This is a genomic window from Bradyrhizobium sp. NDS-1 (assembly GCF_032918005.1).
Classification (GTDB): domain Bacteria; phylum Pseudomonadota; class Alphaproteobacteria; order Rhizobiales; family Xanthobacteraceae; genus Bradyrhizobium; species Bradyrhizobium tunisiense.
This window is the reverse complement of the sequence record NZ_CP136628.1, coordinates 5199274-5213535: the sequence shown is the minus strand read 5'-3', so window position 1 is coordinate 5213535 and position 14262 is coordinate 5199274. Positions and strand designations below refer to the sequence as shown.

Here is a 14262-nt window from a genome sequence, read left to right as displayed (position 1 = left end):
TTGCCCGACGCGTCAAAGCCCGTCCACGACGTGAATGGCCTGCGGAAATTCGCTCGAGGAAACAAAGGCATTCTACTGTGCATGGGGTTGTTTTCGCACTTTTAGTCCAGCAGCCGCCTCGCGGCATCGACCAGAATGCCGTCCTGGCGCCGTAATGCCTCGAGAATGGTGAAATGGTCGGCGCCTTCGACCGGAATGAGCTTGCCGGGCGCCCGTTCGGCCGCGCGCTTCTCATGGAAGTGGATTGAATCGAGCACGAGCGCCGGGAGCTCGTTGCTGCCATAGGCGATATCCAGTCGCTTCGGCGTCACCGGCAGGCGCAGCGGCGAGAGCTTGGCGATCTCCTCGTCCGTGAGCTTCAGGGCGTTGTTGAGACCTGTGTCGCGGATCGGCGCGAGATCGTAGACCCCGGATATCGCCAGCCCGGCGTGGACGTGCGGATGATCCAGTGCCATCGCGACGAGGTGCGCGCCTGCGGACCAGCCTGACAGCACGACAGGTCCCGCGATGCCGTAGGACGCGCCATGCGCGGCGAGCCAGTCGAGTGCACGCGGGATTTCGCCGACGATGTCGGTAAGGGTAACGCCGGGGGCCAGCGAATAGCCGGGAATGGCGACCGACCAGCCGTGCGCGGCAACGCCTTCGACCAGCATCGCGAACAATTCCCGGGAATTGCGCTGCCAGTAGCCGCCGTGCAGGAACACCAGGCAGGGCGCATCGGACCTTGCCGCCGGGTAGAGATCGATCTTGTTGTTCGCACGCTCGCCATAGGGCAGGTCGAGATGGGAGTTCAGCGTGCCCCGCAGCCGGCCGGAAGCGTCGTTGCGCTCGGCGATCAGGGCCGCGCTGTTCTTGACGGCCGCGTTGTTGTCATAGGCAGCATCGCGTTCCGCCTGGGAAAGCGCGGACCATTTGGTACGGGGATCGAGGGGGCGGTTCGGCAAACGGCGGTCATCAACCATGTGGTCTCCGGCATGAGATGGTTAGACAGGCAAGAAATCGCTGTGAGCATCGGACAGCAAGAGGAATCTTCTCAGCGCTGCGAGGGATCGGCTTGCCAGTTGCTTGCATAGATTTGCTACACACCGATATGAATTGCAGCAGTTTTCGCTGCAACAACGCGCTTGACAATATAGCTGATCTCAACGACCGTATTGCGTGAGCGTAGGGCAAGCCTGCCCATTAACGCGACGAGTTCAACCATTTCCAACGCCACGCGGTTCATCGCGTGCTCAGTTGGCGGCGAAGGCGCCCTCGGCTTAACGGCCGGAGGGCGCTTTTTTGTTTTTGGATCGAGTGATGACGCGGAAGCATTATCGGATCGGCGTGATGTTCTCGACGACGGGCTCCTACAGCGTCGTCGCGCGCTCGATTCTCAATGGCGCACTGCTCGCCTTTCAGGAGGTCAACGCAGGCAGTCAGGACATCACACTCGAGCCGGTCGTGGTCAATCCGTCGGGCGACCTTGCGCGCTACCGTTCGCTCAGTCTCGAGCTTCTCGGTTCCGGCATCCGTCAGGTGGTCGGCTGCTACACCTCCTCGAGCCGCAAGGAGGTGATCCCATGCTTCGAGAAGTTCGACGGGCTGCTGTGGTATCCCTCGCATTACGAGGGCTTCGAGAGTTCCGACAACGTCATCTACACCGGTGCTGCACCGAACCAGCACGTGCTGCCGCTGGTGGACTATCTGGCGTCCCGCGTCGGCTCGCGTGCCTTCTGCGTCGGCTCCAACTACATCTGGGCCTGGGAGAACAACCGCATCTTCCGCGAGGCATTGATCGCGCGCGGCGGCACGGTGCTTGCGGAGCGCTATCTCTCCGTCGGCGACACCGAGGTCGATCAGGTCATCGCGGCCATCATCGATGCGCGACCGGACTTCGTCTTCAACAATCTGATCGGCACTAGCGCCTATGCCTTCTTCCGCGCATTCCGGGCCGCTTGCCGCGCGCGCGGCATCGATCAGGCCGCGGAAATTCCCGTCGCCAGCTGCACGCTCTCCGAACCGGAGCTGCCGGAGATCGGGCCGGATGCGATCGACGGACATCTGTCGTCGAGCGTCTATTTCTCGTCGCTGAATTCGCCCGAGAACGGCGCATTCATCGATGCTTACACGACGTCCTTTCCTGATGGACCGGTCTCCTCGGCCGATGCGGAGTCGTCCTACATCGCCGTCAAGCTGCTCGCGGCGGCATTGTCGCAGGCCGGAACCGACGACGCGCGCACCGTGCGCGCCGCGGTGGCGGACCAGCGGCTGCTCGCGCCGCAAGGCGAGGTCCGGATCGACCGGCAGACCTTTCACGCCTGGCTCACACCGCGGATCGGCCGCTCGGCCGCCAACGGACAGTTCGAAGTGCTGCTGGAATCCCGCGAGCCGATCGCGCCCGATCCCTATCTCGTCCAGTCGTCGCCGCGCTTTGCCAGCGCAATGCGCTCTCCGCTTCTGAAAGTGGTGCAATCATGAGCTCTCGACTGCTACAGAACTTCAAGGGCGGCCGCGCCATCGTCGTCACCCGGCGGGGCGGATGGGAGAGCACGCTAGAAACGACGCTGGCCAAGCTCGGCGTCTCCACCGAATATCCCGAAATCATCGACGGTCGCGCGCGCATCGACGTTGCGAGCCTCCAGGCGGACCGCGACATCCTTTTTGTGGACGGCGATCTCGAAGGCGCCGTCGCGATCGAGGTCAATCCGGCCTCGCGGCTGCCGCCGGTACCGGTGATCGGCCTCGTCGGCGTCGAGGCGCCGAGCCGACTCAAGGCGCTCGTCAATCTCGGCGCCACCTCTTTCCTGCGCAAGCCGGTCCATGGCGGCGCGGTCTACACCTCCCTGTTCATGGGCATCAACCAGTTCCTGCTGCGCGCTGAAATGTATGAGCGCCTCCAGGGCCTCGAGGAGCGCCGCCGCGGCCGCCGTGCGGTGATCCGCGCCGTCATCCTGCTGATGCAGCAGGGCGGCCTCGACGAGGAGGGCGCCTATTCCCAGCTCCGTCGCGAAAGCATGCGCGCGCGGCAGAACATGGAACTCTATTGCGAGGAGTTTCTGAGCAAGCGGGCGAAGCCGCCCGACACGTCCGGCCGCACGACCGGCATCACGCTGCAAGGCGGCAACAAGCAGGCCATCTAGGAGAAGCAACATGACCAAGTCTGTATTGCGGGGGCTGCGCGCCGCAGCCCTCACGGGGACGCTTGTCTTCGGATCCCCCATCGGATCTCACCTGGCGCGCGCGGCGGAAAACCCGATCAAGCTCGGCGTGCTGGAGGATCAGTCCGGCGACTTCGCCGCGGCCACGATCGGCAAGGTCCACGCCATCCAGCTCGCCGCCAAGGAGATCAACAAGGCGGGCGGCATCATGGGCCGGCCGCTCGAGCTCGTCGCTTACGATACGCAGTCCGACAACACCCGCTACCAGGAATTCATGCGCCGCGTGCTCCAGCGCGACAAGGTCGACGTGGTGTTTGCGGGCTTCTCCTCGGCCTCGCGCGAGGCGTACCGCCCGATCGTCGATCAGTTCAACGGCTTCGCCTTCTACAACAACCAGTATGAAGGCGGTGTCTGCGACGGCCACATGATCGTCACCGGCGCCGTGCCGGAGCAGCAGTTCTCGACGCTGATCCCTTACATGATGGAGAAGTACGGCAAGAACGTCTACACGCTCGCCGCCGACTACAATTTCGGTCAGATCTCGGCGGAATGGGTGCGCAAGATCGTCAAGGAGAACGGCGGCAAGATGGCTGGCGAGGAATTCATCCCGCTCGGCGTGTCGCAGTTCTCGCAGAGCATCCAGAACATCCAGAAGGCCAAGCCGGACTTCGTGGTCACGCTCTTGGTCGGCACCGCGCAGGCCTCCTACTACGAGCAGGCGGCTTCCGCCAACGTCAACCTGCCGATGGCATCCTCGGTCAACGTCGGCCAGGGTTACGAGCACAAGCGCTTCAAGCCGCCGAGCCTGAAGGACATGTACGTCACCACCAACTACATCGAGGAGATCGACTCGCCGAAGAGCAAGGAGTTCTACGCCAAGTTCAAGGCCAAGTTCCCGAGCGAGCCCTATGTGAACCAGGAGGCGGAAAACTCCTATCTCGCCGTCTATCTCTACAAGCAGATGGTCGAGCGGGCGAAGTCGACCAAGCGCGAGGATATCCGCAAGGTGATCGCGCTGGGCGACGTCTGCATGGACGCGCCGGAAGGCAAGGTCTGCATCGACCCGAAGAGCCAGCACATGTCGCACACGATCTATCTCGCCAAGGTCGGCGCCGATCATTCGATCTCTTTCCCGAAGATCTGGGAGGACATCAAGCCCTACTGGCTGGGTGAAGCCGGCTGCGACCTCACCAAGAAGGATCCGATGGCCCAGTACACGCCGTCGAATCCCCCGCCGAAACCCTGACCCGGCGGCTGGTCGCTCCGGCCCTTTCCGGCACGCCTTGCCGGCGCGCCGGGGCGATCACGGTTATCTGCGGCGGGGACGCCGCATCCTCCCACATCCCGGTTGGTTCATGGACATTGCGACCCACGTTTTCTCGGCGCTCTACCAATTCGGCGACGCCTTCGCGTTCCTGGTGCTCTCCGCCTGCGGGCTCGCGGTGATCTTCGGCATGATGGGCGTGATCAATCTCGCCCATGGCGAGTTCATCATGTGCGGCGCCTATGTCACTGCGGCAACCGTGCATGCGGGCCTGCCGCTGCCGCTGGGAATACTGGCCGGCACACTCGTGTCGGCGCTGGTCGGCGTCGTGGTGGAGCTCGCGGTGATCCGCCATCTCTATGACCGGCCGCTCGACACCATCGTCGCCACCTGGGGGCTGAGCCTGATCGCGACGCAGGGCACGCTGATCGCGGTCGGCTCGACCATGGCAGGCGTTGGCACGCCCTTGGGCAGCTTCCAGGTCGGCGCATACTCGTATTCGATCTATCGCATCGTGCTGTTCTGCGCTGCGCTCGGCGTGCTCGCCGCGCTCTATGCGCTGTTCAACTGGACGCGCTTCGGCGTGCTGGCGCGCGCCACCATCCAGGTGCCGCATATGGCGGCCGCGCTCGGCGTCGATACGCGCCTGATCTACAGCCTCACCTTCGCCTGCGGCGCAGGGCTGGCCGGCCTTGCCGGCGGTCTCTACGCGCCGACCATGACACTGGTGCCGACCATGGGGGCGACCTTCATCATGGAGGCCTTCGTCACCGTCGTGATTGGCGGCGCCGACGTCTTCCTCGGCACGGCGCCGGCGGGTGCCGTGCTTGGAGTGGTGAAATCGGTGATGACGTCGTGGCAGGGCCAGTTGTTCGGGCAGATCGGCCTCCTGGTCGCCGTCATCATCGTGGTCCGGGTCCTGCCAAAGGGCATTTCCGGCTTTGTGCTGCGTGAGCGCACCTGACGGAGTGATGGCGTCGTGACCGGTTTCCTCTCGTTGTTTCGCCGTCTCGAAGGCCCGCAGACCGTCGGTCGCGGTCCGGCCTTTTGGGGCCTGTTTGTCGTCGTGCTTCTGGCCGCGCTCGTGTACCCGTTGTTCAGCGACGGCTACACGGTCGGCAACACCGTCTATTTCTTTGTCTGGGTGTTCATCGCCCTCAGCCTGTGCCTGATCTGGGGCTATGGCGGCTCGCTCTCCTTCGGCCAGACCGCCTTCTTCGGGATCGCGGGCTACGGCTACGGCGTCCTCACCATCAATTTCGGCTCGGCCTACGGCTTCACGCTGGTGGCACTCGTGGCCGCGGTGGCGATCGCCGCGCTGTTCGCAGTCCTGCTCGGCTATTTCATGTTCTTCGGCCGGATCGCCGGCGTCTTCCTCGGCATCGTCACACTCGCCGTGACCCTGATGCTGGAGCGCTTCATGGCTCAGACCGCGGGGCCGGAATGGCACATCGGCAGCGCGCGGCTCAACGGCTTCAACGGCATGAGCGCAATGCCGCCACTGACCATCCCGTGGCCAGGGCAGCCGATCGTTCTGTTCGCCGACGTCGGGCTCTACTACTTCGTGCTCGGCCTTCTGGTCTTCGTCTATCTGGCCCTGCGCATCCTGGTGAACTCGTCGTTCGGCAACGTCATCGTCGCGATCCGGGAAAACCCGGAGCGGGCGGAGATGCTCGGCTACGACGTGCGCAAGTACCAGCTCATCACCTTCGTCATCGGGGCCGCCCTGGCAGGCCTGTCCGGTGTGCTCTACACGGTGTGGGGGCAATACATCACCCCGTCGAGCATGAGCATGACGGCGGCGGCGCTGCCGTTGATCTGGGTCGCCGTCGGTGGCCGCGGCGACCTGACCTCGACCGTGATCGGCACGCTGGTGGTGCTTGCCGCCTTCCAGGCACTGACGATCTACGGCAGCCAGTATGCTCTCGTCTTCATGGGCGTGCTGCTGGTGCTCACAGTCCTGATCGCGCCCAACGGCCTCGTGCTCGGCGTGATGAACTGGCTCGGCGGCCTCGCCACGCGCTTCATGCGGAGGGCGGGCTGATGTCGCTGCTGGAGCTGCGCGAGCTGAACAAGCATTTTGGCGGGCTGCATGTCACCAACGGCGTCAATCTGACGCTGCAAGCCGGTGAGATCCATTGCCTGATCGGCCCGAACGGTGCGGGCAAGAGCACGCTGTTCCGCCTGATCCTGGGTGAGCATCATCCGGGCAGCGGCGACATCTTCTTCGCGGACGAGAATATCACCGCCCTGAAATCCTTTGCGCGCATCCACCGCGGCCTGTCGGTCAAGTTTCAGGTGCCCGGTGTGTTCAAGGGCCTGTCGGTGCGTCAGAACCTGGAGATTGCCCTGCAGAGCCGTCACCGCGGGCGGACGCTGCTGGAAGAGATCGACCGGCTGCTTGCCTTCCTCGGGCTCGGCGCCGAACAGGCGCAGACGGCGGGAAACCTCAGCCATGGCCAGAAGCAATGGCTGGAGATCGGCATGGCGATCAGCCTGAAGCCGCGCCTGCTGCTGCTGGACGAGCCGACCGCCGGCATGTCACCGGAGGAAACCCACATGACCGGCGAAATGGTGCAGCGGCTCAATGCCGGCGGCATGACGGTGCTGGCGATCGAGCACGACATGGCGTTCGTGCGTCAGGTCGCTCAGCGCGTCACCGTGCTGCATCTCGGCCAAGTGTTTGCACAGGGCTCGATCGACCAGATCGTGGCCGACGAGCGCGTCGCGGCGATCTATCTGGGGCAGGCTCATGCTTGACATGCCGCGCAGGGAAGTCATCCTTTCGACGCTGAGCCTGCGTGCCGGCTACGGCGGAAAGCCCGTGCTCCAGGGCCTCGAGATCGAGGTGCGGGAAGGGGAGATCGTCGCCGTCATCGGCCGCAACGGTGTCGGCAAGTCGACGCTGATGAAGAGCCTGATCGGGCTCGTGCCGGCGATGAGCGGCTCGATCGTCTATCGCGGCGAGGCCGTTGAATCCCTGCCGGCGCACAAGCGGGCACGCCTTGGCATGGGCTATGTGCCCCAGGGGCGCGACGTGTTTCCGCGCCTGACCGTCGGCGAGAACGTCGCCGTCGGAGCCGCGATCAAGGGCGGCGGCATTCCGGAGGCGGGCCGGCGCAAGATCATCGATGCGTTTCCGATTCTCGAAGAGCGCTGGCACCAGCGCGCCGGCACCATGTCCGGTGGACAGCAGCAGCAGCTCGCAATCGGACGCGTGCTGATCTCGGACCCCGCTCTGATCCTGCTCGACGAGCCCTCGGAGGGCATCCAGCCCAACATCGTCCAGGACATCGCACGCAACATGGTCGAGCTCAATCGCGGGACCGGTGTGACCATCATCCTGGTCGAGCAGAACATCGACATGATCCGCGCCATGGCACAGCGCTGCTACGTCATAGACAAGGGGCGCATCGTCGCAAGCCTCGACCGTGCCGCGCTCGGCGACGAAGCGGAGATGCGCCGTCATCTGGCGGTTTGAAAGAAACGACGCCCAACCAAGGAGAACAGCAATGGCCTGGCAAGACGATTCCATCATGGCGCGCAAAGGCATCGCCAGGGGCGAGCGCGGCAAGCAATACACGATCACGGAAGCCGAGCAGGGCAAGTACCATTACGTCTACGGCCCCTATGTGAAGCCGGTGCTGACGGTCGATCCCGGCGCGGTCGTCTCCGCCGAGACGCACGATGCGTTCGAGGGCGCGATCAAGAAGGAGACCGACAGTCCATCGAAGATCCTCAACTTTCCGTTCCTCAATCCGCAGAACGGGCCGATTCACGTCAACGGCGCCGAAAAGGGCGACGTGCTCGCGGTCTACATCGAGAGCATCGTCCCGCGCGGGCCGCAGCCGCGGGGCACGACAGTCATCATGCCTGACTTCGGCGGCTTGGTCAGCACGGGCAATACGGCGCTGCTCAATCCGGCACTGCCGGAGCGCGTCAAGAAGCTTGAGATCGACGCGAAAACCGGCACGAAGTGGAACGACAAAATCACGCTGCCCTATGAGCCCTTTATCGGCACCATCGGCACGTCGCCCGAGATCGAGGCGATTTCCTCGCTGGTTCCGGACTATTACGGCGGCAACATGGACCTGCCGGACGTCGGCGTCGGGGCCGTCATCTACCTTCCGGTCAACACCAAGGGCGCGCTGCTTTATCTTGGCGATTGCCATGCCGCGCAAGGCGACGGCGAGCTCTGCGGCGTCGCCATCGAGCATCCAACCGTAACGACGGTGCAGATCGACCTCATCAAGAACTGGACCATTTCCTGGCCGCGACTCGAGACCAGCGATTTCATCATGACCATCGGCTCGGCGCGGCCGATGGAGGACGCAGCCCGCATCGCCTATCGCGAGCTCTGCCGCTGGATGGCCGCCGACTACGGCTTCGAGGAGATCGATGCCTACATGTTGCTGACCCAGGCTGGCCGCGTCCGTCTCGGCAACATGGTCGACCCCAAGTACACGCTCGGGGCCTCCATCAAGAAGTCCTATCTCGTTTGAGGCTCGCCCGTTCATGCCCAACGTTCACAAGGTCGCCGCTGTCCAGTTCGAGCCGATCATGTTCGAGAAGGCGCGCAACGTCGCGCGCCTGCTCGAGCTTTGCGAGCAGGCCGCGGCGGCCGGTGCAAGGCTTATCGTCACGCCGGAAATGGGAACGACCGGCTATTGCTGGCTCGACCGTGCCGAGGTCGCCCCCTTCGTCGAGACGATCCCGGGTCCGACCACGGACCGATTTGCGGCGCTGGCGCACAAGCACGATTGCTACATCGTCATCGGCATGCCGGAGGTCGACGAGGATGGCATCTACTTCAACTCGGCCGTCTTGATTGGGCCCGACGGCATTGTCGGCCGCCACCGCAAGACGCACCCCTATATCTCCGAGCCGAAATGGGCCGCGGCGGGCGATTTGCACAACCAGGTGTTCGAGACGCCGATCGGGCGGATCGCGCTGCTGATCTGCATGGACATTCATTTCGTGGAAACCGCGCGGCTGATGGCGCTGGGCGGCGCGGACGTGATCTGCCACATCTCCAACTGGTTGGCAGAGCGTACGCCGGCGCCTTACTGGATCAGCCGGGCCTTCGAGAACGGCTGCTACGTCATCGAGAGCAATCGATGGGGGCTGGAGCGTACGGTGCAGTTCAGCGGCGGCAGCTGCGTGATCGCACCGGACGGGCAGGTCATGGCCGTGCTCGACAAGGGCGACGGGGTGCTGTTGTCGGAGATCGATCTCGACGCCGCCCGCGCACGCCGCGTGCTCGGCGAGACCGTGTTCGCGCAGCGTCGGCCGGAGCTCTATCCCGAACTGCTGACCGATACATTCAGCTGGAATCCGTGCGACTTCTTCGGCCTCTACGGCCACGAGCCGTGGCCGGTCGGAAAGACATCGCGGGTTTGCGTCGCGCAATTTGCACCTGGTGATGATCCCGCCCAGAACTTGAAGGAGATCGAAGCTTACGCGCGCGCGGCAAGAGCGGATGGGGCGGAGCTTGTCGTCTTTCCGGAGCTGGCTGTGACGGGACTGACCGATCCCGCGACATCAGCGCAACCGATACCGGGGCCGGCAACGCTTCGCCTCGGGGAGATTGCGGGGGAGCTTGACGTCTATCTCGTCTGCGGCCTTGCCGAGCGCGACGACGATCTGGTCTACAACAGCGCTTGCCTGGTTGCGCCCGATGGAAGCATCTCCGTCTATCGCAAGACGCATCTGGCGGCCGACGAGCGAAGCTGGGCCATGGCCGGTGACGGCTGGAGCGTCGTCGACACGCCGATCGGCCGCATCGGGCTGTTGATCGGTCACGATGCCTCCTTCCCGGAGGCGGGCCGGGTGCTGGCGCTGCGCGGCTGCGATCTCATCGCCTGTCCCGCCGCGATCAAGGGAGGCTTCAGCTCGTCCCATGCCGGCACTGAGGTGTTGCAGCCAAAATCGATTCCGACCGGCCCGGATCCGCATCACTGGCATCACTTCCGCGTTCGTGCCGGCGAGAACAACCTGTTCTTCGCCTTCGCCAATGTCGTCGATCCCGAACGCGGCTATCCGGGGTTGAGCGGTGTGTTTGGCCCCGACACGTTCGAGTTCCCGCGGCGGGAAGCGATCGCGGCCGGCGGCGCCGGCCTCGCCATCGCGCGGATCGATACCACCAATCTCGACAGCGTCTATCCGACCAACGTCGTCCGGCGAAAGGATCTGGTGGCGATGCGAATGCCGCACAGCTATCGTGGACTGGTCAGGGCGGCGCCGACCAACTACTGAACCAAGAAAAGGAAATCGGCCATGGATCTGGGACTCAAGGGAGCCAAAGTACTCGTCACGGGAAGCACCAAGGGAATCGGCCGAGCAATCGCCGAGACATTCGCCGCCGAAGGCGCCGATGTCGGCGTGTGCTCCCGCAATCTGGCCGAGGTCGAGAGCACGGTCGCCGCACTCAAGACCAAGGGCGTCGCGGCTTATGGCGGCGCCGTCGACGTTGCTGACGCGGCCGTGCTCAAGGCCTGGGTCGGGGATATGGCGGCAAAGCTCGGCGGCATCGATGTCGTCGTCGCCAATGTCAGCGCGCTTGCGATCGGGCAGGACGACGAAAGCTGGGAGAAGGAGTTTTCGACGGACATGATGGGTACGGTCCGGCTCGTGAATGCGGCCATGCCCTATCTGGAGAAGAGTGCCGCCGGCGCGATTGTCACCATTTCCAGCGTCTCGGGGCGCGAGATCGATTTCGCTGCGGGTCCCTACGGCACCTTCAAAGCGGCGATCATCCATTACACGCAGGGACTGGCCAATCAGCTCGCTGGGAAAGGCATCCGCGCCAACTCGGTCTCCCCAGGCAATACCTATTTCGACGGCGGGGTCTGGAACATGATCAAGGACAACAATCCCGAGCTCTACCAGACGGCGCTTGCGCTCAATCCGACGGGGCGGATGGGAACGCCGCAGGAAATGGCCAACGCCGTGGTGTTTCTCGCCAGCCGCGCCGCCAGCTTCATCACCGGCACAAATCTCGTCGTCGACGGTGCACTCACGCGTGGGGTGCAGTTGTAGGAACGCATCGGCGATCTGTTTCGCCACCCGTCAACCCCTTCCGGAAAAAAGATTCCACTTTACCGAAATTCGGTTTCGGCGTATGTGTCGTGCATCCCGGCTCACTCAAGAGGGGCGATCATGAGGTCGTCATTTTCGCGAGCCGGGTCTGCGGTGGACGCGGCAGCGTCGGCACGAGAGGAGCGGGCAGGGCGGGTAGTCCCTGTGAGCCCGTAACCGCGTGCGGACGACGGCGCTGCCAGGCTTCGTCTCGCCTGTAAGTTTCCAGCTTTGTCGACAGGGCTGGGAATACTGCGGCGACATGGCGGGCCGTGCGTACGGCAAAACCGTGTGGTCCTGGCCGTCGTTGCCACGGTCAAGCTGTCTGCGAAGGTGCGAGCGAGCCCAACCGGGCGGACTGCATCATCCAATTCGCGGGGCGAGGGAGGCCAGAGGAAAGTTCGGCTCCCGGGAGAGCACGGCATAAGCCGTCCGACCATCGCGCAGGGAAGGCCGAGTGATCGGCACCACCTGTATGCTGCTGTGCGGTTCTTCCTGCGTGCGCATGTCGCGCAGCGGACCGCGGGTGCGAGCTGGCACCCGGCCTTCCCTGCGCCCTCTTGGTTTTGAGGGTGAGAGATGAAGCAAAGCTCGGGCGTAGTCTGTCGCGAGATCGAGAGCTCATGTCCGCGGCTTGAATGGGTGGTCGCTTCACACCCCGGATATGCCCAACGTCACTCTCGATCTCCACCTGCGCGAAGCGTCGAGCCGTCAAGTCACCGGCCAACGGAACCGCTTCTACGCCGGTTCGGGATTGGTGTTCAGGTCTTCTTGAGGCTAATTCAGAACTTGACGTTGTGCATGATAGGCATCATCCTGTTGGAAAGATGACGAGCATCATTTCAGTTCCGCTCGGACGTTTCATGGTGGGGATGGAAATGGAGAACGTGGTGGGCGTCGAACTTGCGCGTGGTGGCCCGTTCTCCGAAGCTGGGCCCCGCGATGTGGGGCCAGAGCCGGCCGGTGGAAACCAGCACAGATCTCGCGTGACGGAAACCAACTGGGATCTGTTCAGGCTCTTCTTTTCGGTGGCGCGAACCGGAAGCGTCAATAGGGCGGCCCGCGAGTTGGGCATGAGCCAGCCGACCCTCAGCAGGCGCCTGAAGGAGCTGGAGCGCAATATCGGCGCGCCGCTGTTCTTTCGCGTATCGTCGGGGGTGAAGCTTACCCAGGAGGGGCAGGACCTGCTCCGCTCGGCGGAAGAGATGGTTCGCTCTTTCGAGGAGTTTCAGCGGGATTTGTCCCTGCGCGTCGGCCAGCGTTCGACGGCGGTCAAGATTTCCGCGACTGAAGGTCTGACCAAGCATTGGCTGCTGCCTCGCGTCAAGAAGTTGCGTGCGCTGAGTTCTCAGATCCGCCTCGAAATCAATTCGACGGTTGAGCAGCAGAACCTGGCCACCAGCGATCTCGATCTCGTCATCCGGATCGGGCATCCGGGTGACGGTGAACTGATCGGTCGCCGCGTTGGATCCATCGCCTTTGGTCTGTTTGCATCCGATAGCTATCTGGCGGAACACGCTGCACCGAAGACGCTGAAAGAGTTGGTCGACCACGAACTGATCGGATGCTCAGTCGAGTACGGGGCAGCCGAAAACGAGCGAACGAGTCAGATTTCGTTGTTGGCGGCTTTCAATTCAGCGGCAAACGCCCATAGCACGCTGAGGCTCATGCCGGTCGTCAATCATTTCGCGGCGACGGCAGAAGGGCTCGGCTTGGCGTTTCTGCCGGTGCCGTTTGCCCTGGCTGAAGGCTTGGTACGTGTGCTCCCGGACGACACGGCCATGCTGGATTTGTGGTTGCTCCGCCGCCGCGAGAGCGACCTCAGAAAGATGACCAAGCAGGTCTGGCGCTTCCTGGAAGCGGAGTTCGCGAACACCAAGTCGTGGCTGGTCGGTCAGCAGGGGGCTCAGAAGCGCCTGCAGCAGGTTGCATGATCCGTACGCTGCCGGCGAAGATCGGCGCAGCATTTCGCGTGGCATGCAGCATGGGTCATGGTCGTTTCTCACCACTCATTCGAGAGCCGACCGGCGGGTTTCGACGAGTTCGAGAATGCTTCGCTGCGCCGCGCGCAATATCTTGTCGGACATCGAGATATCCCTCGTCACCCGTGCAAGAGCAACCGCTCCGACCATCGTGCAGACGATGGCAACCGCCGACTCGTCGGGATGGTCGCCTTCCACCAGGTCAGCCACGTTGTCGAAGTAATGCGAAAGAAATTCCGTCATGACGGCGCGCGTCTTTCGATCGCTTCGTGCGACATCGCCGGCCAGGGCCGCCACCCCACATCCCACGCTCGGATCGTCCCGATGTGCCTTGCTCAGATAAGTGTTCAGCAGCGCTTTGAGGGTACGCGGACCGTTCGCGCTTCCCGGGCGCACCGCTTCGGGACCTCCTTCCGAGAGAGCTTTCGCCAAAGCCTCGGAGATCAACTGGTCGCGCGAGTCGAAATGTCCGTAGAATCCGCCATGGGTCAATTTCGCGGACTTCATGAGCTCGGCGATACTGAGGCCGTCCAATCCCAGCTCGCGGATCTGCACTGCGGCCGCATCCAGTATGCGCTGCCGGCTCTTTGCCTTGTCTGCCTGGGAGTGGCCCATCCAGTCGACTCCAGTCCAATAGCTCCGGGAAACGGCATATCAAAGTCCGGGGATGACAGCCAACATCCAATCGTCGGGTCACTCCTTCGTGGCTGTCCCGAAGCTCCGCCATTCGGGCTTTTTGCCAGTTGGATTGTGGGTGCGAAGGCCGGATCTGAATTGCGGCATCGCAGGAAAGAAATCG

At 63.5% G+C, this 14262-nt stretch carries 14 protein-coding genes; 11 read left to right on the top strand and 3 right to left on the bottom strand.

Translation table 11 applies throughout. The annotated features are described in order from the left end of the window. Positions 1–101: 101 nt before the first annotated feature. Both RX330_RS24480 and RX330_RS24475 read right to left on the bottom strand, forming a co-directional pair. Positions 102–962 carry an alpha/beta hydrolase gene (locus RX330_RS24480; RefSeq protein ID WP_317240138.1) on the bottom strand — a complete coding sequence of 287 codons (861 nt, stop codon included), beginning with the start codon at positions 960–962 and terminating at the stop codon, positions 102–104. A 116-nt stretch (positions 963–1078) separates the two neighbouring features. Further along, a complete protein-coding gene (locus RX330_RS24475) occupies positions 1079–1225 on the bottom strand; it encodes a hypothetical protein (protein ID WP_212092914.1) in 147 nt (48 codons plus the stop codon). Positions 1226–1299: 74 nt separating this feature from the next. On the opposite strand from RX330_RS24475, the gene RX330_RS24470 reads away from it, so the two are divergent. From RX330_RS24470 to RX330_RS24420, 11 genes are all read left to right on the top strand, one after another. Beyond that, positions 1300–2460 carry a transporter substrate-binding domain-containing protein gene (locus RX330_RS24470; RefSeq protein WP_317240137.1) on the top strand — a complete coding sequence of 387 codons (1161 nt, stop codon included), beginning with the start codon at positions 1300–1302 and terminating at the stop codon, positions 2458–2460. After that, positions 2457–3122, top strand: a complete 666-nt coding sequence (locus tag RX330_RS24465; RefSeq protein ID WP_317240136.1) for an ANTAR domain-containing response regulator — start codon at positions 2457–2459, stop codon at positions 3120–3122. The genes RX330_RS24470 and RX330_RS24465 overlap by 4 nt, the downstream gene beginning before the upstream one ends. A gap of 10 nt (positions 3123–3132) precedes the next feature. After that, positions 3133–4386, top strand: a complete 1254-nt coding sequence (locus tag RX330_RS24460; protein ID WP_317240135.1) for an urea ABC transporter substrate-binding protein — start codon at positions 3133–3135, stop codon at positions 4384–4386. A gap of 109 nt (positions 4387–4495) precedes the next feature. Beyond that, positions 4496–5368: an ABC transporter permease subunit gene (locus tag RX330_RS24455; protein WP_212092910.1), complete on the top strand. Its 873-nt coding sequence runs from the start codon at positions 4496–4498 to the stop codon at positions 5366–5368. A gap of 15 nt (positions 5369–5383) precedes the next feature. After that, on the top strand, positions 5384–6448 hold the full coding sequence (locus RX330_RS24450; RefSeq protein ID WP_317240133.1) for a branched-chain amino acid ABC transporter permease: 1065 nt from the start codon (positions 5384–5386) through the stop codon (positions 6446–6448). After that, the gene (locus tag RX330_RS24445) at positions 6448–7164 is read left to right on the top strand and encodes an ABC transporter ATP-binding protein (RefSeq protein ID WP_317240132.1); all 717 of its coding nucleotides are present in this window, start codon (positions 6448–6450) and stop codon (positions 7162–7164) included. The genes RX330_RS24450 and RX330_RS24445 overlap by 1 nt, the downstream gene beginning before the upstream one ends. Position 7165: 1 nt before the next feature. Then, positions 7166–7885 carry an ABC transporter ATP-binding protein gene (locus tag RX330_RS24440; protein WP_317243962.1) on the top strand — a complete coding sequence of 240 codons (720 nt, stop codon included), beginning with the start codon at positions 7166–7168 and terminating at the stop codon, positions 7883–7885. Between the two features lie 31 nt (positions 7886–7916). Continuing rightward, a complete protein-coding gene (locus RX330_RS24435; protein WP_317240131.1) occupies positions 7917–8906 on the top strand; it encodes an acetamidase/formamidase family protein in 990 nt (329 codons plus the stop codon). Between the two features lie 13 nt (positions 8907–8919). Further along, the gene (locus RX330_RS24430; protein WP_317240130.1) at positions 8920–10659 is read left to right on the top strand and encodes a nitrilase-related carbon-nitrogen hydrolase; all 1740 of its coding nucleotides are present in this window, start codon (positions 8920–8922) and stop codon (positions 10657–10659) included. Positions 10660–10680: 21 nt separating this feature from the next. Next, the gene (locus RX330_RS24425; RefSeq protein WP_317240129.1) at positions 10681–11442 is read left to right on the top strand and encodes an SDR family NAD(P)-dependent oxidoreductase; all 762 of its coding nucleotides are present in this window, start codon (positions 10681–10683) and stop codon (positions 11440–11442) included. An 866-nt stretch (positions 11443–12308) separates the two neighbouring features. Continuing rightward, the gene (locus tag RX330_RS24420; RefSeq protein ID WP_249153969.1) at positions 12309–13415 is read left to right on the top strand and encodes a LysR family transcriptional regulator; all 1107 of its coding nucleotides are present in this window, start codon (positions 12309–12311) and stop codon (positions 13413–13415) included. Between the two features lie 75 nt (positions 13416–13490). Here RX330_RS24420 and RX330_RS24415 read toward each other — a convergent pair whose 3' ends face one another. Next, positions 13491–14078 carry a TetR/AcrR family transcriptional regulator gene (locus RX330_RS24415; RefSeq protein ID WP_212092631.1) on the bottom strand — a complete coding sequence of 196 codons (588 nt, stop codon included), beginning with the start codon at positions 14076–14078 and terminating at the stop codon, positions 13491–13493. Positions 14079–14262: the final 184 nt, after the last annotated feature.